Source organism: Amycolatopsis sp. CB00013 (assembly GCF_001905755.1).
GTDB lineage: Bacteria > Actinomycetota > Actinomycetes > Mycobacteriales > Pseudonocardiaceae > Amycolatopsis > Amycolatopsis japonica.
Map to the genome: position 1 here is coordinate 1,269,433 of NZ_LIWC01000001.1, position 18,181 is coordinate 1,287,613.

Sequence of the window (18,181 nt, forward strand, 5' to 3'; positions counted from 1 at the left end):
TGACTCGCGTGATCAGGGACGTGACTCGCGTGACTGAACACCGGTCACATGACCTCGCGCATGACTTCCGGCACCTGCCCTCGTGCCCCGCCGCGGCCGAACATTGCTCCCGTCGCAACGACCGAGGGAGCCGGAAATGAACCACACGACCGAACAGAAGACCCGCAAGCAGGCTGTCCTGCACTTCACGCGCCACGCCATGGAGATGCTGATCTCGATGGTGGCCGGGATGATCGTCCTCGAACCGGTCTGGTCGTTCCTGTGGCCGGGCCTCGCCGGGAACGTGACCGCGAACGCGCTGGTGATGGCGACGAACATGTCACTCGGCATGGCGCTGTGGATGCGGATCCGGCGCCACGGCTGGGCTTCGATCGCGGAGATGTCGGCCGCGATGTACGTGCCCTATCTGCTGTTCCTGCCGTTCTTCTGGACCGGCCTGGTCTCGGGATCGACCCTGATGACGGCCGGGCACGTGCTGATGGTGCCCGCGATGCTCGCCGCCATGTTCCGCCGTCGCGCCGAGTACGGAGCCTGACCATGCGATCCTTCGTCCGTGTCACGCTGACCGTGCTGGCGTTCACCGTCGCCGCGCTGGCCCTGCCGGTCACACTCGGTGCCGTCACGCTCAGCGCCAGCTTCGAGAACCGCTACACGCAGAGAACCGACGGGGTCGCGCCGCCGCCGACACCCAAGGCGCACGATCCCGCCAAGCCGACCGCGGTGGTCGTCGTCGGGAACGAAGGCGCCGTCGTCTCCGACGCGCTCGCACCGTACGAAGTCCTGGCGGCGTCCGGCGCGTTCAACGTCTACACGGTCGCGCCGCAGGCCCGGCCGGTCACTTTGACCGGCGGGCTCGATCTGAGCCCGGACCTCGGTTTCGCCGATCTCGATCGGCTGCTCTCGTCGAAAGCCCCGGACGTCGTGGTGGTACCCGCGTTGCCGGATCTCGGCGAGCCGACCACGCGGCCGGTGACCGAGTGGCTGAAGCGGCAGTCGTCGCGGGGCTCGCTGATCATGAGCGTCTGCAACGGTTCGGGCGTCCTCGCCTCGGCCGGGCTCCTCAACGGGCGGCAGGCCACCGCGCACTGGATCCGCATCGGCGGGTTCGACGACGAATTCCCCGCCGTCAACTGGATCCGCGGCACGCGCTACGTCGACGACGGGAACATCGTGACCACGGCGGGCATCCTCTCCGGGATCGACGGGGCGCTCCACGTCACCGAGCGGTTCGCCGGCACCGAGACCGCCCGGAAGGCGGCCGAAGCCGTCGGCTGGGCCCACTACTCCCCCGGTTCGAGCCGGCCGATGACGCAGAACAGCTTCGACGCGGCGGACACCGTCGTCGGGTTCAACACCGCGTTCCGGTGGGACAAGCCGATGCTGGGGGTCCTGCTGACTCCCGGGGTCCGGGAGCTCGAACTCGCCGCGGTGTTCGACACCTACGGCCAGTCGCTGGCGGTCGAGACGACGGCCGTCGGTCTCGACGGCGCGCCGATCCGGTCCCGGCACGGCCTGACCTTCGTCCCACGCGGCACGCCGACGGCTGAAGACCGGCTCGTCGTGCCCGGCGCGGACGCCGCCGCGAGTCACGCCGCCGATCGGTACTCCGCGCTCTCACCGGTGTACCTGCACGCCGGGCCCGGGTTCCCGTTCGACGCCGTGCTCGAAGACCTGGTGCACACCACCGACGCCGCGACCACGCGGTGGACGGCCAGGACCTTGGAGTACGAGACGGGGCATCTCGCGCTGGACGGCGAGGCGTGGCCGTGGACGATCACGCTGCGCCCGTTCGGGCTGGCCGTCCTCGGGCTGCTCGTGGCCTTCGGGATCCGAGCCCTCTACCGCATGATCCGGAGGACGTCGCCGACCGGGCGGCGAGGGGTGGTGGACCCCGGGAAGCCGTAGCCCAGGCGGAAAACGGCCTGCGGGTGCGCGTTCTCGCCGAGCAGCGATCGGAGGACGGCGCGAGCGGACGGGATCTCCATGGGCTGCGAGTAGAACGACGCGCTGAGGCCGAGCGAAGTCGCCGTCAGCAACGCTCGCTGCATCGCCCGTCCGGCCCGGATCTGGGCGAGCGGCCCGTCGGTCGGTGTCGTCAGCACCGCGACGACCGGATCGCGTTCGAACTCCCGGGCCTGCTCGCTCTCCCCGTGATGCCGGACGGGCAGCAGGCCGCCCGACGGACGCGGTCCGCCCGCGTAGGCCGGGACGCCGTCGTTGCCGCCACTTTCCCTGGTCCACGCCCGGAGTTCCGCCTGGAAGCGGTCGTCGAGGGTCTGCAGGTGATCCGCCCGCCGGATGAGTCCCGCGACGGCCTCCAGCAGACCCACCTCGTCGAGCAGGACCAGTTTCGCGCCCTCGTCCCCGGCGGCCCGCCGCACCGCGTGCCGGGCTCCGGCGGGCACCGGGGTCGAGGCGAACGGCCGCCGGTTGCTGTACCGCACGCGGATCGACGCCGCCAGCCGCTGCTCCGCCGCGCTCGCCCGGTGCCGGGGCCCGATCCCCACCCTGGCCAGCAGTTCCGGCCGGTCTTTCTCCGGCAGGAACTCCACGTCGCAGGAGCGTCCCGCGACGGCGATCGCGAGTTCGAGGTTCAGCAACGCCGCGCCGCAGGACAACCGCGCCTCACGACGGTCCGGGTCGCAGACCTCGAGTACGCGATCCTCGTCGAGGACTACGCCGATGACGTCCGATCCGACTTCGAAGAGCCACGGCTGGGTGTTGTGGGGTGACGGTGCCCGGACGGCGGCCTCCAGCGCGGCGGTGACGACCGGTGCTTCGGTGAGGATCATCGCGGCTCCCTAGCCCGTGGAGGTCACCTCAGCCTTTCGCGCGGGAGCCGGGGCCGGAAGTGGCCGTGGTCCTTTCCGGATCGGGACCTTCGGCCCTCAGTCACCCGCCCGCGGGCCGGGGCCGGTCTCCCGGACGACGCGGTAACGGGGGTTCGCGCTCACCCGCGACTCGACGTCGCCGGGCAGGCCGTCGAGCGCCGCCTGGATGGCCGCGAGCCGGCCCTCGGTGTCGGAAGTCTCCTCGAAATGCCGGTAGTCAGCCTCGCTCGCCCAGCTGACCAGGTTGACGACCCGCGTCCCGTCCACGCTCGCGTGGAACCGGGCCGAAACGTAACCCGGGTAGAACCGCACCCAGCGGTCCTGGATCTCGGCGAACGCCTCCACCAACGCCGCCTGGGTCTCCGGCCCGTCGACCGCGTACTCGATGATCGAGTAGAAACCCTTGTCCTCACTCATGTTCACTCCTCGAAGCCGATGATGAACCCAGCCTTCACCCTCGACCTCGGTGGAGATCAAGAGTGACCTGCCCGACATTTCGGGCACATTGCTCCGGCCGGGCCTGGTGGGCGGACGTCGGCTCGGCGAGGATCGCCCGATGCGCGACAGCAAGACGTTCGGCCTCATCGCCCGGGGCGGGCTGGTCTGCTACGCGGTCGTGCACCTGCTCGTCGCTTGGCTCGCGGCGCAGGTCGCGCTCGGCGACCACGCGAAGGCCGACAAGGCGGGCGCCCTGCAGATGGTCGTCGCCGAAGGGGGCGCGTGGCTGCTGTGGCTGATCGCGGCCGGTCTCGCCGTACTGGCGATGTGGCAGCTCGGCGAGGCGATCACCGGGCACCGGCACGTCAAGACGCGCCGGCGGACCGTGCGCAGGATCGTCAGCGGGATCGAAGTCGTGCTCTACGGCCTCGTCTCCTACAGCGCGGTGAAGATCGCCCTCGCGGGCGCCGACGACGGCCAAAGCTCTCTCGTGGCCGGGATCCTCGCGAAGTCCTACGGGCCTCTCCTCATCACCCTCGCCGGAGTCGCCGTCGTGGCGGTGGCGGTGTTCCTCGCCCAACGCGGCTTCCGGAAGACCTTCGTGCGGGAGCTCGATTTCGGCGGTGCCACCGGGACGGCCAGGACCGTGACGATCCGGCTCGGGCAGATCGGCTGGATCGCGCTCTCCGCCGCGTACGGCACCATCGGCGTGCTGACCGTCGTCGCCGCGATCACCTTCGACCCGGCCAAGGCGAGCGGCCTCGACGCCGCGTTGAAGACGCTCTCCGCTCAGCCGTACGGCGGTCCGATGCTCCTCACGCTCGCGGCGGGCATCGCCGCGTTCGGTGCCTTCGCGCTACTGGACGCTCGTTTCCGCAAGATCTGATCTGCCCGGCGAAGCGACCTGTGGCACCGTGAACGACGTCGGGAGGTCGTGATGGCAGGTGTGGTCGAGTCGATCCGCGAGCAGGGCGAGGACGCTCGTCAGGCGCGGATCGTCGAAGTGCTGGTGGAGGCCTTCGAAGATCTCATGCGCGCGGACGCCGACGCGTTCCGCCGCAAGTTCCGCAAGATGGCCGCCGCCCCGTTCGCCTTCTACCGGGGCTCGGCGTGCCTGTTCTACGCGGACATGGCGCACGAGGACGATCCGTGGTCGAACGCCGAGACCGGCCGCGTGTGGATCCAGGGCGATCTGCACGCCGAGAACTTCGGCAGCTACATGGATTCGTCCGGGACGCTCGTGTTCGACGTCAACGACTTCGACGAGGCCTATCTCGGCTGCTTCACCTGGGACCTCAAACGGCTGGCCGCCAGTGTCGCGCTGCTGGCGTGGAGCAAGGCGATCTCCGACGACGACATCGAGGCGCTGATCGGCACCTATCTGCGCGCCTACGTCAAGCAGGTCCGCGAGTACGCCGAGCGACCCGGCGACGAACTCGTCCGGCTCCAGCTGGACAGCACCGAGGGTGTCCTGCACAACGTCCTGCTCAGGGCCCGGCTCAAAACCCGGATCGATCTGCTCGACGAGCTGACCACCGTGGAGGACTACGACCGCAGGTTCCGGCACGGGCCGGGCGTCCGCGTCCTCGACCAGGCCGAACGCGAAATCGCGATCCAGGCCTTCGAGTCCTATTTGGACACCATCCCGGAGAACAAGCGATTCGGCAGCATCACCTACCGGGTCAAGGACATCGTCGGCCGGACCGGATTCGGGATCGGCTCCGCCGGGCTGCCCGCGTACAACATCCTCGTCGAAGGCCGGACCCAGGCGCTCGAGAACGACGTCGTCCTGTCGATGAAACAGGGGAACGTCGCGGCGCCGAGCCGCATCGTCGCCGAGGAGCGCATCCGCGGCTACTTCACCAACGAGGGGCACCGCACCGCCGTCTCCCAGCGCGCGTTGCAGGCGCACGCGGACCCGTGGCTCGGGTACACCGAGATCGACGGGACCGGGTTCGTCGTCTCGGAGTTGTCGCCCTACGTCGACGATCTGGACTGGTCCGAGCTGACCGAACCGTCGGAGATGGGGCCGGTCCTCGACTATCTCGGCCGCGCCACCGCGAAGATGCACTGCGTGTCCGATTCGGACTCCGAGCAGACGCTGGTCGATTTCCAGAGCGAAGAGGCCATCGCCGCGGTCATCGGCGACCGCGAGGACGAGTTCGTCCGCACGCTGACCGAATTCGGGATGGCCTACGCCGAGCAGTCGCGCGACGACCACCGGTTGTTCGTGGACGCCTTCCGCGGCGGGAAGATCCCCGCCGTCCGGCCCGCCGCTGAGAGCTGACCGGACGACGGGAACGCGCTATTCGCGGAGACCGATGGCCTCGATCGGCTTCGACCGCAGCGCCACGCGGGTGGCGAGGCCGAGCGAGACCAGCCCGAGCAGGATCGCCCCGGCGATGACCCCGCCGAAGACGGTGACCGTGCCCGACGGCAGCGGTGTCCCGCGCAGGCCGAGGTTCAGCAGCACCAGGGGGATCCCCGCCACCACGGTGCCCAGCAGGGCCGCCACGCCGACCGTCGCCAGTGCTTCGAAGCGCATCATCCGCACCACCTGGCGTTTCGTCGTGCCGATCAGGCGCAGCAGGGCGAACTCCCGCGAGCGCTGCGCCGTGCTCATCACCAGCGTGTTCGCCACCGAGATCACGACGTAGCCGAGGATCACCCCGACGGCGACCAGGTTCACATAGAACTGGGCGTCCTGCTGCCCGTTCGCGGGTGCGGCCACCGCCGATCCCGGTGTCACGGCCAGCCCCGGATACCGGACCGCGAGTTCGTTCAGCGCGGCGGTCACGGCGGCGGCATCCGCGTCGGGTTGCTGCCGCACCAGCACCGCATCGTCCATCCGGTCGCCGGTGTGCGCCCTCGCGAGATCGGCGGGCAGCACGTACCGGCCGAAAGCCTGCTCGCGGGTGTAAGTGGCGACCAGCCGCAGTTTCGCCGGAGCGCCGTCACCGAAGAAGAACTCGACCTCGTCGCCGACCTTCTTCTCGTACCAGTCCGCTTCCGATTCGCTCATCGCCACGGTGTTCCCGGTCAGGTCGGTGATCTTGCCCGACACGACACCCGGATCGACGTTCCCGCGGACCTGCGCGCCGTCCAGTCCCTGCGCCGCGTACCGCTCGACGCGCAGTTTGTCCTGCTCCTGCACCGTGTTCAGCACCTCGGTGCGCACCACGGGTGTCGCGGCGGAGACACCGGGGACACGCCGTGCCGCCTCGGCGACCTCCGGGGACAGTCCGCCGGTACCACTGGCGAGCACGTAGTCGGCCGTGGTCGACTCGACGGTCTCCTCCTGGCGTGCCGCGGCAGCCGAGGTCTGGCTGTAGAACATCGTCAGCGCGAACGAGACCGCCAGCATCACCGGCGTCACCGCGGCCGCCAGCCGTCGCGAATTGGCCTGGCTGTTCGCGGCGGCCAGGTAGCCGCTGATCCGCGAAGTCCGGTTCAGCACCGGGCCGACCAGCCGCGTCATGAGGGCGACCACCTTCGGGCCGAGCACGCCCAGCCCGATCACGATCACCAGCGCCGAACTGCCCGAAGCCGCCAATCCCGCCTCGCCGCGCACGAAAATCGGGACCATCGACCCGGCGAGACCGGTCACCACCAGCGCACAGCCGACGATGAGGCGCACCCGGCCGAGTTCGCGCCGCTCCACCGCGGCCTCGCCGAGTGCCTCCACCGGGCGAATCGACGACGGCCGCCGCGAAGCCGACCAGGCGGCCAACCGCGCCGTGCCCAGGCCCAGCACCAGCGCGGCGACGAGCGGGATCGGGCTGATCGCCAGTTCGAAGTCCGGCGGGATCACTCCGATGGCACCGAAGGCGTTCCGCAGGCCGAAGCCCACCGCGACCCCGAGACCGCTGCCCAGGACCCCCGCGACCGAGGCGACGATCATCGTCTCGGCGCCGATGAGCTTGCGGATCTGCTGCGGTGTCGCCGCGATCGCCCGCAGCAGGGCGAACTCCCGGCGGCGCTGGTTGATCACGAGCGCCAGGGTGCTGGCCACGACGAACACCGCGATGAGGAGCGCGAACCCGCCGAACGATCCCGCGAGCGCCATCAGCAGCATCCGGGTCTGGCTGACGTCGAGAAATTCGACCGTGCTGCGCTCGACCCCGGTCGCCACCGTCACCTTGTCGCCGACCGCGGCGCTGATCTTCTCGGCGAGGTCGCCCGGCGTGACACCCGGCTCCGCCAGCACGCCGATCGCGTGTGCCTGTCCGGGGATCCCGGCGAGTTCGGTGGCCTTCTCCGGCGAGAAGAACAGCGCGGACTGCCGGGTGAGGCCGTCGCCCGTCTTCGGGGCGGCGATCCCGGAGACCCGGAACTCGACCGGCGCCGAACGGACGGCGATCTTCACCCGCTGCCCCACGGTCACGCCGCTCCGTGACGCGAGGTCCGCGTCCAGGACCACCTCGTCGGCACCGGCGGGCGCGCGGCCGTCACGCAAGGAGAACGGCGCCAGCACGGCGGCGTCCCAGTTGTGACCGAGCGACTGGCCGCCTTCCGGCCCGGTCAACGGCCGCCCGTCGGCGGTCACCACGGTGGCCGGGAAGCTCTGCTCCGCCACGACACCACGCACGCCGGGCACCGCGGTGATCGCACCGGTGAGCGTCACCGGCACCGTCGCCTGCTCGGCGACCTGCTGGCCGTCGAGCGCGCCGGTCCCGGGCGGTGCGACCGTCTGCCCGCCGCCCACGACGACCGCCGCGTCGGCGTACCGCTGGGTGGGGACGCCGGCGCGCAGTCCGGATTCCATCAGGACGCCGCAGCCGGCGACCAGCGCCGTCCCGCACAGGATCGCGACGAACGCACCGACGAAACCGCTCAAGCGGGTTTTCGTCGTCTGCCAGGCCAAATCCCACATGACGTCACCACTCCCCGAGGTGGGTCATGCGCTCGGCGACCCGTTCCGGCGTCGGCGCCGGGAGGTGGCCGGCCAGCTTGCCGTCGGCGAGGAAGAGCACGCTGTGCGCGGCCGACGCCGCGACCGGGTCGTGGGTGACCATCAACACGGTCTGCCCCATGCCGTCCACAATGGAGCGAAGGAGGTCGAGGACCTGCTTCGCGGTGCGGGTATCCAGTGCCCCGGTCGGCTCGTCGGCGAGGACGACCTCCGGCCGGGTGACCAGCGCGCGGGCGATCGCGACCCGCTGCTGCTGGCCACCGGACAGTTCGGACGGACGGTGTTCGAGCCGCTTCGCGATCCCCACGCCCTCGACGATCTCGCGCAGCCACTGCGGGTCCGGTTTCTTCCCGGCCAGCCGCAGTGGCAGCGTGATGTTCTGCAGCACGTTCAGCGACGGCAGCAGGTTGTAGGCCTGGAAGACGAACCCGATGCGGGTCCGCCGCAGCTCGGTGAGCGCTTTCTCCCGCATCCTGCTCAGTTCCGTGTCCCCCAGCAACACCCGGCCCGAGCTGGGCTTGTCCAGCCCGGCCGCGCAGTGCAGGAAGGTGCTCTTGCCCGAGCCCGACGGTCCCATCACCGCGGTGAACGTGCCCCGGCGCACTTCGACGGTCACCCCGTTCAAAGCCGTGACCGCGCCGTCACCGGATCCGTAGACCTTGCTCACGGAGTCCAGCGACAAGGCGCACGCGCCCCCTGAATTCATCGTTTCCCCTTAGCGGTGGTGATCTCTCTCGCCAAAACCTACGGGCGGCGAGGGCCGTGATCGATCCCGCGTGAGGGAAGACTCGTGGTAGCGCTGGCACCACCATGAGACGGTCAGGCCGGTCTGCGACCGGTGTGACCGTTCGCCTTCTCCAGCGCGTGCGCGATCCCGAGGGCGCGAAGATCCGTGTGATGCGGGGTGACCACCTGGACCCCGATCGGCAGCCCGTCGGCGGTGAACCCCGCCGGGACGGCCGTGGCCGGGCATTCCGTGGCCGAGATCAGGTAGGCCGCGCGCATCCAGTCCAGATAGTTCTCGACCTCGGTCCCGCCGACGGTCTTCGGGTACTCCAGCTCCGCGTCGAACGGAAGTGCCTGGCTGGCGGGAAGAACGACGGCGTCCACATCGTCGAAGTAGGCACGTACGCGGTGGAACAGTTCGGTGCGCAGACGGTTGGCGGTCGCGATGTCCGCTCCGGTGAGCGCGCGTCCTTTCGCGACGTTCCAGCGGACGGTCTGCTTGACCTTGTCCGGCTCGCTGTCGACGAGGTCGCCGGCGGACTGCGCGTAGTTCAGCGCGCGGAAGGTCTGGAACACCTCCTCGGCCCCGGTCAGATCCGGGCAGCCGGAGACGACCTCGGCGCCGAGCCGGCGCAGCAAGTCCACTTGTCCTTCCACGACCGTCGCGATGTCGGCGTCCACGGGCACAAGGCCGCCCAGATCGGGCGAGACCGCGATCCGCAGGCCGTGCAACCGGGTCGGCAGTCCGGCGGTGAACACGCTGCCGGGCTCGGCCAGCGACAGCGGCGCGCGATCGTCGGGGCCTGCCTGGACGGACAACAGCAGTGCCGTGTCGGCGACCGTGCGTCCCATCGGGCCTTGCACGCCGAGGGTGAACCAGGCGTCCTTGGCCGGCCAGGTCGGCACTCGCCCCGGACTCGGCCGGTGGCCGACGACATTGCAGAACGAGGCGGGATTCCGCAGCGATCCGCCCATGTCACTGCCATCGGCCAGCGACGTCATCCCGGCCGCGAGCGCCGCGGCGGCGCCTCCGCTCGAACCGCCCGCCGAACGGTCCGGCGCGTACGGGTTGCGGGTCACACCGAACACCGGGTTGAAGGTGTGCGAACCGGCGCCGAACTCGGGCACGTTCGTCTTGCCGAAGACGATCGCCCCGGCCGCGCGCATCCGGGCGACGACGAGTTCGTCGGCGTCGGGAACGTTGTCCGCGAACGCGGGCGAGCCGAAGGTGGTGCGCATCCCCGCCGTCGCATGGAGGTCCTTGATCGCGAGCGGAAGCCCGTGCAGCGGCCCGAGCGACCGACCGGCGGCCCGTGCCTCGTCGGCCGCCGCCGCGGCGGCCCACGCCCGCTCCTCGTCGATACTGACGACGGCGTTCAGCACCGGGTTCACCGCCGCCACGCGGTCGAGGGTGGCGTCGAGCAGTTCCCTCGCCGACAACTCTCCGGAGGCCAGCAGTTCGGCCTGAACGGTGGCCGGCAGATCGTTGATCGCGCTCACGACGCACACCATCGCACCCGATGGCCCTTTCGGACAAGAAGCGGCGGGGAACTGCTCGTTATCGCCACATCCGTGGCCGATTCTGGCTCCAGACGGACCACGGTAGGGAAATCCTTCAGTGCGCCAACAGGTTCCTCCAATAGGCGCGGCACCCCCGCCTTCCTACCTTGGGACGAACGTTGCCGGGGAGGGGCGCAACGTCGACCGCCCGTCACCGTTCAAGGAAGAGCGCGCATGACAGCATCCACCGCTCCATCCAGGACCACCTCGTCCCAGACCCGCCGGCTCGCGATCGGCGCGGGTGCCGGGACCTCGCTGGAGTTCTTCGACTTCTCCATCTACACGGTCGCCTCCGCGCTGGTCTTCCCGAAGGTGTTCTTCTCCGGCGACACCGATCCCTGGTTCGCCTCGTTCATGAGCCTGGCGACCTACACGATCGGCTACGTCGTCGCGCCGCTCGGCGCGGTCGTGATGGGCTGGGTGGGCGACCGCTACGGCCGCCGTCGCGCCATGCTCATCACCTTCTACCTCATGGGCGCGGCCACCGTCCTGATGGGACTGTTGCCCGGCTACGCCACCATCGGGGTCGCGGCGCCGTTCCTGCTCGTCCTGTTACGCCTGGTGCACGGTTTCTCCCGGGGTGGTGAGCTGGGCGGGGCGTCGGTGCTCGCCGTCGAGCACGCGCCGCCGTCACGACGGGCGGCGTTCGGCGCCTTCGTCGCCTTGGGCTCACCGCTCGGCGCGCTGCTGGCGAACCTCGCCTTCGTGCTGATCTTCTATTTACCGCAAGGGGTCATCACCAGCTGGGGCTGGCGGATCCCGTTCATCGCGGGCGCGGTCGTCCTCGCCATCGGTGTCTGGGCGCGGCGCGCGCTCGAGGAATCGCCCGTGTTCCACGAGCTCGCGGCCAGCAAGCTGGACGAGAAGATCGTCAAGATCCCGATCTGGAACGTCATCCGGGACAACTGGGGCAGGCTGCTGCTCGCCGCCGGCGCGAACACCGGGCTCAACGGCGTCATGTTCGTCCTGGCCGGATTCATGCTCTCCTACGCCGCCGGTCCCGCGCCGAAGGGCCTCGGACTGGACATCCAGGACGTGCTGTGGTGCACGTTGCCCGGCCTCGCGATCCACGCGGTGACGGTCGTGCTCGGTGCCCGGCTCTCCGACCGGCTGGGCCGCAAACCGGTGATGCTCGCGGCGTCCGTCGCGGTGCTGGCGTACATGTTCGCGCTCTTCCCGATCGCGCGGGTCGGCACGCTGACCGCCTGGGCGCTCGCCATCGCCGTCGGTTTCGCGCTCACCGGGTTCCTGTTCGGCCCGCTGATCACCTACCTGACGGAACTGTTCACGCCCGAACAACGGCAGTCCGGTGCCGGGCTGGCGTACCAGATCGGTGCGGTACTCGGCGGCGGCCTCGCGCCGTCGATGGCGAACCGGCTCATCGAATGGACGGGCACTTCGACGTCGGTCGGCTACTACCTGGCGGGCGGGATGGCGCTGACCGTCGTCTGCCTGCTGGCCCTTCCCGAAACCGCACCCGTGAGGACCCACCGATGAACGACGAACTCACCGAACTCCGGCGCCGCGTCGAGGTGCTGGAGGCCGAGGCCGAGATCCGCCGTGTCCAGGCCCGCTACATGTTCCTCTGCGACACGCCCTGCCCGGAGTACGGCGTCACCGACGACGACCGGCGCATCGACCTGATCCTCGAGCTCTACGCCGAGGACGCCGTCTGGGAAGGCGTCGGCGAGCACTACGACGGGCAGTTCGGCCGCGCGGTGGGCAAGGACGCGATCCGGGCGCATTTCCAGCGGTTCTGGGGCGAGAAACGCGACCCGGCGCTGGTCCTCAACGCCCATTACCTGACCTCGGAACAGATCCACGTCGACGGCGACCGGGCCGACGGGCAATGGATCCACGTCCAGCCGTGGCTGTACGCCGACGGGACGGGGCTGCTGCGGTCGAGCAGGCTCAACAACGCGTTCCGGCGTGAGGACGGGCGTTGGCTGATCACCCGTACGCGGACCGAGAACGTCTTCATCGCGCCGCTGCCCGCGGGGTTCGCTTCGGACTTCCCCGCGACTTCCGTACTGATGGCTTGACCTGGCACCGCACTCACGTGATCGAAGCCGGAACTCGCGTGATCAGAGGCGGAACACCCCGAGTGCCGCCTCTGATCACGCGAGTCACGTCCCTGATCACGCGAGTCACGCCTTTCCGCTCACGCCGCGCAGTCCGGAATTCCCGCTCGCACCTAGACGGTGACCTGGTGCTGAAGGACATCGCGCACCAGAGTGCCGAGGCTGTCCGACTCGGTCTTGGCCTTGATCCGGGCCCGGTGCACATCGACGGTCTTCACGCTCGTGCCCAGCCGCCGCGCGATCAGCTGGCTGGGCAGGCCGTCGATCACCAGCCGGAGCACCTCCCGTTCGCGCGGGGTCAGCGTCGCGATCCGCTCGGCGACGGCCTTGCGGCACGCGGCCTCCGAGAACCGTTCCGCCGCGACCACCAGTTGCGCCTGGACGACCTCCAGCATCCGCTGCGGCTCGTACGGCTTCTCGAGGAAGTCGACGGCACCCAGGCGCAGCGCCCGCACCGACATCGGGATGTCGCCGTGTGCGGAACAGAAGATCACCGGGGCCGGGAATTCACGGGCGACCAGCTTCTCCTGCAGTTGCAGGCCGCTGAGCCCCGGCATCCGGACGTCGATGATCAGCACGCTCGGCTCGTCGGGGTCGAACTCCTCCAGGAACGTCGGCCCGTCCGGGTAGACGAGCGCTTGAATCCCGACGCTCTCCAGCAGGAACACCAGGGATTGGCGGATGGCCTCGTCGTCGTCGACGATGTAGACCACCGGCGACGTCTCGCCGCCGGACGCGGAATCGGTGGTGACCATGAAGAGCTCCCTATCATGAATCCCCGGCGAGCACCCGCTCCGCCCAGCACGCGTGCCCGAGCAGTTCGTTCTCCCCGCCGTGACGGCCGACGAGTTGCAGGCCGAGCGGCAGACCCGCCGCGTCGGTGAATCCGGGAATGGTGACCACGGGCAGGCCGAGCGCCTGCCAGCCTCGGCTCAGCACCGGGTTCCCGGTCGCCTCCAATCCGTGTGGCGCCGCGCCGGGCGCGGCCGGGCCGAGGACAACGTCGAACACGTCGGCCAGCCGGTCTGAGCCCTCGGCGATGGTGGCGCGGGCGGTTTCGTATTCGTCGACCGAGGTCGCGGCGCCGGCCTGGAGCAGCTGTGCCAAGGGAGCGCTCAACCGCTCGGCCACCGCGAGTTCGGCGGCCCGTTCACGCGCTGCCTCATAGGCCATCACCACGGGATGCGCGGCCGTGAGCTCGACCATCAACTGTTCGTCACGGAACGGCTCGACGGTCGCCCCGGCGTCTTGCAGACGCTTCGCCGCTTGGGTCAGCGCATGCCGCATCGGTGCTTCGACGACGTCGAGCGCGTCCGCGGACCACACCAGGATCCGCGGCGGACGTGGTTCCCGTGCGGGATCGCCGGTCAGCGCGGACCACGCGAGCGCGAGGTCGGCGGCCGTGGCCGCGAAGACGCCGTGGCTGTCCAGGCTGGGACTCAATCCCGTCACCCCGGTGGACGGGTACCTGCCGTGGCTCACCACCAGCGACGCGACCCCGCAGTACGACGCCGGTCTGGTGACCGATCCGGCGGTCTGCGAACCGAGCGCCAACGGCACCTGCCCGGACGCGACCGCGGCGGCCGACCCGCTCGACGAGCCGCCCGGGGTGTGGCCGAGGGCCGCGGGATTCCGGGTCGGGCCGGGCGCGAAGAACGCGAACTCGGTGGTGACCGTCTTGCCGAGCGGAGCCATTCCGGCCGAGCGCCACGCGGTCACGATCGCCGCGTCCGAGGTCGCCGGAGCGGCCTCCGCGCGCAGTGTCGAACCGCAACGGGTGGGCACACCCGCCAGATCGATGATGTCCTTGACCCCGAGTGGCACACCCGCGCCCGGCAGGAAGTCCGTCCGGTCGACCCAGGCGCGCAGCTCCGCGTCCGTTTCGGCGATCCGGGCGAGCGCGCGTCGCGAAGCCGCCTCCGGAGTGGTGCGCCCCTGCCGCAGGTCCTGGACGAGTTCCCGCAGCGACCACGGGCGCCTGAGGTTCACTCGTCCTCCCAAGCGGCGTCCGCTTCCCAGTAGTCGACGCCGCCGGCGCTGACCGCGTGCCGCCACTCGGACGTCCGCTTCAGCCTGGGTTCGACCCGCGCCGTCACTTCGTCGGCGGCGTCGGGACCGTCGGCCGGGGCCTGCCAATGGACCCAGTTCAGCTCGCGGCCCTCGGCGTCGTGCACGAACAGATCCACATGGCGCCAGCCGTACCCGTGGTTGTCGTTGTAACACATCAACGTGGTGCGCTCGCTCATGGCGCGATCCGGTGGAATTCGCGGCGGAAGTAGGCGAGTCCCCCTGCGTCCTCGTCGACGAAGACGTCCTCGACCTCGACGAAGAGCACCGTGTGCGTCCCTTGGGTGAACTCGGCGCCGACTCCTCCGATGAGGACGGCGGCCGCGTCGCGGACGACGGGGATGCGGAACCTGTCGTGGTCCCAGACCTCGAACCGGAACCGGTCGAGCATCGGCACGTCCGTCGCACCGGCGAACTGCAGGGCGAGGTCCTCGTGCTGGGCGGCCAGGACGTTGATGGCCATCCTGCCGTTGGTCCGGAAGATGTCGTGCGTGTAGCTCGACTGGTTGACGCAGACCAGCAGGGTCGGCGGTGAGTCGGTGACCGAGCAGACCGCGCTCACCGTGATGCCGGCGCGGCCGCTGACGCCGTCGGTGGTGACGATGTTGACAGCCGTCGAAAGGTTCGCCATCGCCGCGCGAAACCGTCGCTGGGTCGTGGTCAGCTCATCGGGCATACCTCGACGCTAGAGCCGGGGCCGAAACCGGCGATATCCCGACTTCCACCGCGCCGCCTGAGGATTTCCCTTACGTGTCCAACGGCAGCGCGAACCCGAACCGCGAGCCCCCGCCGTCCCGCCGCTCGGCCCAGATGCTCCCGTGCTGCCGGGTGATGATGCGGTGGCTCAGCGCCAGCCCGATCCCGCTGCCACCGGGTTTGCTGGTGAAGGACTCGGCGAACGGATCCCTGGCGACGCCGCGGCCGTGATCGTCGACGGTGAGAACGCCGACCCCCTCCTTGGCTTGAGTGCCCACCGTGATCCGCCGCTGCGGGGGTTCGCATTCGGTGGTCTCGTCGATCGCGTTGAGGCAGAGGTTCATCACCACCTGCCCGGTGAGGACGCGTTCGCACCGCACCAGCACCGGCGCCGGATCGAGCCGGACCTCGACGGCGACGGAGTTCGGCGCGGCGCTCAGTTCGATGAAGTACAGGCACTCCCGGACGATCTCGTTGAGGTCGACCACCTGCTCGACCTGTTCCAGGTGCCCGACGAAGGACCGCAGCGAACCGACGATGTCCTTGGCCCGGTCGATCTGGCGGGCGACGCTGTCCAGGCCGTAGCCCATCTGCTCGCGGACGTCACCGCCGTCCGCCATCGTGGCGGCCCGCGCGCGGATCCCCGCGATGAAGTTCGCGGCGGCGGCCAGCGGCTGCCCGAGTTCGTGCGCGATCGCCATCGCCATGTCCCCCATGGCGTTGTAGCGCGCCAAGTAGTTCTCGTGCCGCAGTTCCAGCTCTCGCCGTGCTTCGCCGCGGACACGCTCGGACACGTCGTGCAGGATCATCAGATACGCGTCGACCTCGGACTCGGAAAGCCGCTCCAGGCTCCCTTCCAGCCAGGTCGAGCTCTCCCCCGGCAACTCCAGCTGCACCGGCCCGACCGGATCGGCACCGGCGACCACCTCGGCCCAGCGCACCGGCCTGCCGCCCAGGTACAGCCGCGCGTACGCGGTCAGCGGCTCCCCCGCCAGCCGATCGTCGTCGCCGGTCAGGCCGAGGAACGTCAGGGCGCTGTCCGTCGCGAACCGCACCGCGCCGGCGGCGTCGAGCATGAACGCCACGGTCGAAGTGTGCCGTGCCAGCGCGTCGACGTACGACGTCGTCAGCTTCAGTTCTCGTTCGATCTCCTCCGCGCGCTGGATGTCGCGGAACTGGACCATCACCGCGGGCCCGCGCTCCAGTTCGACCCGGATGGCGACCGCGTCCGTGGGGATGACCCGGCCGGATTTGCTCCGGTAGTGCCACACGATCCGGCTCGAACCGTGTTCCACCGCCGCCTGGAGCCACGCCCGTCCGATCACCCGGTCGTACTGCTGGGCGGAGCTGCTCATGTGGTTGGCCTTGAGCGGGCGCAGCTCGGAAAGACTGAATTCGAGCATCTCGCACGCGGCGGGATTGGCCCACAGGATGTTCTTGGTCGCCGCGTCGTGGACCAGCACGCACGCCTTCGAGGCGTTCATCATCGCCACGAAGTCGCCGGTGGCCAGCTCGGGCGCGATCGGGTCGACCTCCACGGCCTCAGCATAGGAGTTCGCCGCCGGGCCCTCCGGTAAGGATTTCCCCTACCCGTCTGCGTGGGAATCCCCGGCCGTCGGCAGGCAATGACCAATGGCCACACGCGGCGGTGATCCCTAGCGTCGGAGACATCTTCCCTACGACGCGAGGAGCGCCCGATGGCCCAGATCCAGGAGAGCCCGGCCGTGACACTTGACGATGTCCTGGCCGAACTCCTCGAGCGCCGTCAGGAGTTCCGGGACCAGAGGTACGTCTCGCGCGACTTCGTCGGGCGGCTCAAGGCGGCAGGCGTCTACCGGTCCGCGACGCCCGAACGGTTCGGCGGCAGGCCCCTGCCCCCGGCCGAATTCCTGCGGATGGTGGAGCGGATCTCCGTCGTCGACGGATCCACCGGATGGGTGGCCAGCTTCGGCTCCGCGTTGGTCTACCTCGCGGCGCTACCCGTCGAGACGCAGGCCGAGCTCTACGCCGACGGTCCCGACGTGTGCTTCGCCGGTGGTCTCTTCCCCGTCCAACGAGCCGAGCCCACCGCCTCCGGCTTCCTGGTCGACGGACGCTGGAAGTTCGCGAGCGGCTGCATGGGTGCGGACATCCTCGGCGTCGGGATCCCAGGCGACGACACGACCGCCGGAAAGCCCCGCACCGCCCTGGTGCGGCCCGAGCAGGTCGAGATCGTCCAGGAGTGGGACGTCGTCGGGATGAAGGGCAGCGGTTCCTTCGACCTGGTCGTCGACAAGGTCGAGGTGCCACGCGAATGGACGTTCATCCGCGGCGGTGAACCCACCATCGACGAGCCGTTGTACCGCTACCCCACCCTCGCCTACGCCTCCCAGGTGCTGGCGGTCGTCGGCGCGGGTGTCGCCCGCGCGGCGCTCGACTTCGCGATCGAGGTCGGCAGCGGACGTTCGGGTGTCACGGGCGCGCCGAAACTCGCCGACCGCGCCTACTACCGGACGGGACTGGCCGAAGCCGAGGCGACGATGCGTTCGGCGCGCGCGTACTTCTACGAGGTCACCGACGAGGCGTGGCAGACCGTGCTGAGCGGCGATCCCGTGGCGCCGCACCAGAACGCCCACCTCCGGCTGGCCTCGACCCATCTCGCGAAGACGGCCGCCGACACCGTCAACCGGGTCATCGGCCTGTCCGGGACGGGCGCCATCGCCAACGACCACCCGCTGCAATGGCTGCTCGGCGACGCCCTCGTCCCGCAGCAGCACGCCTTCCTGGGTCCGGCCATGTACGACGCCGCGGGTGCCGTGCTGATGGGCCATCCGCCCACCGTTCCCGGCTTCCAGTGACCCACCACCGACCGCTGACGAGGAGTTGGACCA

Annotated in this window: 17 protein-coding genes; 7 read left to right on the forward strand and 10 right to left on the reverse strand. The window is 70.0% G+C overall.

Annotated elements, in window-relative coordinates:
• Window positions 1-136 precede the first annotated feature (136 nt).
• Window positions 137-535, forward strand: coding sequence for a hypothetical protein (locus AMK34_RS05650; protein WP_073843423.1), 399 nt, complete (start codon window positions 137-139; stop codon window positions 533-535).
• A 2-nt stretch (window positions 536-537) separates the two neighbouring features.
• Window positions 538-1,905: a DJ-1/PfpI family protein gene (locus tag AMK34_RS05655; RefSeq protein ID WP_073843425.1), complete on the forward strand. Its 1,368-nt coding sequence runs from the start codon at window positions 538-540 to the stop codon at window positions 1,903-1,905.
• Here AMK34_RS05655 and AMK34_RS05660 read toward each other — a convergent pair.
• Together AMK34_RS05660 and AMK34_RS05665 are read right to left on the reverse strand one after the other, a co-directional pair.
• Window positions 1,839-2,792 (reverse strand): Acg family FMN-binding oxidoreductase, encoded by a 954-nt coding sequence (locus AMK34_RS05660; protein WP_038513071.1) that lies wholly within the window; start codon window positions 2,790-2,792, stop codon window positions 1,839-1,841. The genes AMK34_RS05655 and AMK34_RS05660 overlap by 67 nt on opposite strands.
• A gap of 96 nt (window positions 2,793-2,888) precedes the next feature.
• Window positions 2,889-3,248: an antibiotic biosynthesis monooxygenase gene (locus tag AMK34_RS05665; protein WP_073843427.1), complete on the reverse strand. Its 360-nt coding sequence runs from the start codon at window positions 3,246-3,248 to the stop codon at window positions 2,889-2,891.
• A gap of 49 nt (window positions 3,249-3,297) precedes the next feature.
• Here AMK34_RS05665 and AMK34_RS05670 point away from each other — a divergent pair, with 49 nt between their 5' ends.
• Both AMK34_RS05670 and AMK34_RS05675 read left to right on the forward strand, forming a co-directional pair.
• Entirely contained in the window at window positions 3,298-4,155 is an 858-nt protein-coding gene (locus tag AMK34_RS05670; protein ID WP_073843429.1) for a DUF1206 domain-containing protein, read from the forward strand.
• Window positions 4,156-4,206: 51 nt separating this feature from the next.
• Window positions 4,207-5,556, forward strand: a complete 1,350-nt coding sequence (locus AMK34_RS05675) for a DUF2252 domain-containing protein (protein ID WP_073843430.1) — start codon at window positions 4,207-4,209, stop codon at window positions 5,554-5,556.
• Between the two features lie 18 nt (window positions 5,557-5,574).
• Here the strand turns inward: AMK34_RS05675 and AMK34_RS05680 are convergent, their stop codons facing one another.
• The 3 genes from AMK34_RS05680 to AMK34_RS05690 all read right to left on the reverse strand — a co-directional run bounded on the left by AMK34_RS05680 (window position 5,575) and on the right by AMK34_RS05690 (window position 10,407).
• Entirely contained in the window at window positions 5,575-8,142 is a 2,568-nt protein-coding gene (locus tag AMK34_RS05680) for an FtsX-like permease family protein (protein ID WP_083649747.1), read from the reverse strand.
• A 4-nt stretch (window positions 8,143-8,146) separates the two neighbouring features.
• Window positions 8,147-8,887, reverse strand: a complete 741-nt coding sequence (locus AMK34_RS05685; RefSeq protein WP_073843433.1) for an ABC transporter ATP-binding protein — start codon at window positions 8,885-8,887, stop codon at window positions 8,147-8,149.
• A 113-nt stretch (window positions 8,888-9,000) separates the two neighbouring features.
• Entirely contained in the window at window positions 9,001-10,407 is a 1,407-nt protein-coding gene (locus tag AMK34_RS05690; RefSeq protein WP_241832691.1) for an amidase, read from the reverse strand.
• 234 nt (window positions 10,408-10,641) lie between these two features.
• On the opposite strand from AMK34_RS05690, the gene AMK34_RS05695 reads away from it, so the two are divergent.
• On the forward strand, window positions 10,642-11,964 hold the full coding sequence (locus AMK34_RS05695; protein ID WP_073843437.1) for an MFS transporter: 1,323 nt from the start codon (window positions 10,642-10,644) through the stop codon (window positions 11,962-11,964).
• Entirely contained in the window at window positions 11,961-12,509 is a 549-nt protein-coding gene (locus AMK34_RS05700) for a nuclear transport factor 2 family protein (protein WP_073843439.1), read from the forward strand. The genes AMK34_RS05695 and AMK34_RS05700 overlap by 4 nt, the downstream gene beginning before the upstream one ends.
• Window positions 12,510-12,661: 152 nt before the next feature.
• Here AMK34_RS05700 and AMK34_RS05705 read toward each other — a convergent pair whose 3' ends face one another.
• From AMK34_RS05705 to AMK34_RS05725, 5 genes are all read right to left on the reverse strand, one after another.
• Entirely contained in the window at window positions 12,662-13,303 is a 642-nt protein-coding gene (locus AMK34_RS05705; protein ID WP_073843442.1) for a response regulator transcription factor, read from the reverse strand.
• Window positions 13,304-13,316: 13 nt separating this feature from the next.
• Window positions 13,317-14,537: an amidase gene (locus AMK34_RS05710; protein WP_073843444.1), complete on the reverse strand. Its 1,221-nt coding sequence runs from the start codon at window positions 14,535-14,537 to the stop codon at window positions 13,317-13,319.
• Window positions 14,534-14,794 (reverse strand): hypothetical protein, encoded by a 261-nt coding sequence (locus tag AMK34_RS05715; RefSeq protein WP_037338477.1) that lies wholly within the window; start codon window positions 14,792-14,794, stop codon window positions 14,534-14,536. Before AMK34_RS05715 ends, AMK34_RS05710 begins: the two co-directional genes overlap by 4 nt.
• Window positions 14,791-15,291, reverse strand: coding sequence for a flavin reductase (locus AMK34_RS05720; protein ID WP_038513041.1), 501 nt, complete (start codon window positions 15,289-15,291; stop codon window positions 14,791-14,793). Before AMK34_RS05720 ends, AMK34_RS05715 begins: the two co-directional genes overlap by 4 nt.
• Before the next feature lie 70 nt (window positions 15,292-15,361).
• Entirely contained in the window at window positions 15,362-16,849 is a 1,488-nt protein-coding gene (locus tag AMK34_RS05725) for a PAS domain-containing sensor histidine kinase (protein ID WP_073843445.1), read from the reverse strand.
• 159 nt (window positions 16,850-17,008) lie between these two features.
• Here AMK34_RS05725 and AMK34_RS05730 point away from each other — a divergent pair, with 159 nt between their 5' ends.
• Window positions 17,009-18,148 (forward strand): acyl-CoA dehydrogenase family protein, encoded by a 1,140-nt coding sequence (locus AMK34_RS05730; RefSeq protein WP_073843446.1) that lies wholly within the window; start codon window positions 17,009-17,011, stop codon window positions 18,146-18,148.
• Window positions 18,149-18,181: the final 33 nt, after the last annotated feature.

Bases quoted from the DNA above. Each gene is read 5' to 3' on its own strand.
- AMK34_RS05650 (WP_073843423.1), top strand. From the start codon at position 137: ATGAACCACACGACCGAACAGAAGACCCGCAAGCAGGCTGTCCTGCAC.
- AMK34_RS05655 (WP_073843425.1), top strand. From the start codon at position 538: ATGCGATCCTTCGTCCGTGTCACGCTGACCGTGCTGGCGTTCACCGTC.
- AMK34_RS05660 (WP_038513071.1), bottom strand. From the start codon at position 2,792: ATGATCCTCACCGAAGCACCGGTCGTCACCGCCGCGCTGGAGGCCGCC.
- AMK34_RS05665 (WP_073843427.1), bottom strand. From the start codon at position 3,248: ATGAGTGAGGACAAGGGTTTCTACTCGATCATCGAGTACGCGGTCGAC.
- AMK34_RS05675 (WP_073843430.1), top strand. From the start codon at position 4,207: ATGGCAGGTGTGGTCGAGTCGATCCGCGAGCAGGGCGAGGACGCTCGT.
- AMK34_RS05680 (WP_083649747.1), bottom strand. From the start codon at position 8,142: ATGTGGGATTTGGCCTGGCAGACGACGAAAACCCGCTTGAGCGGTTTC.
- AMK34_RS05685 (WP_073843433.1), bottom strand. From the start codon at position 8,887: ATGAATTCAGGGGGCGCGTGCGCCTTGTCGCTGGACTCCGTGAGCAAG.
- AMK34_RS05695 (WP_073843437.1), top strand. From the start codon at position 10,642: ATGACAGCATCCACCGCTCCATCCAGGACCACCTCGTCCCAGACCCGC.
- AMK34_RS05700 (WP_073843439.1), top strand. From the start codon at position 11,961: ATGAACGACGAACTCACCGAACTCCGGCGCCGCGTCGAGGTGCTGGAG.
- AMK34_RS05705 (WP_073843442.1), bottom strand. From the start codon at position 13,303: ATGGTCACCACCGATTCCGCGTCCGGCGGCGAGACGTCGCCGGTGGTC.
- AMK34_RS05715 (WP_037338477.1), bottom strand. From the start codon at position 14,794: ATGAGCGAGCGCACCACGTTGATGTGTTACAACGACAACCACGGGTAC.
- AMK34_RS05720 (WP_038513041.1), bottom strand. From the start codon at position 15,291: ATGCCCGATGAGCTGACCACGACCCAGCGACGGTTTCGCGCGGCGATG.
- AMK34_RS05730 (WP_073843446.1), top strand. From the start codon at position 17,009: ATGGCCCAGATCCAGGAGAGCCCGGCCGTGACACTTGACGATGTCCTG.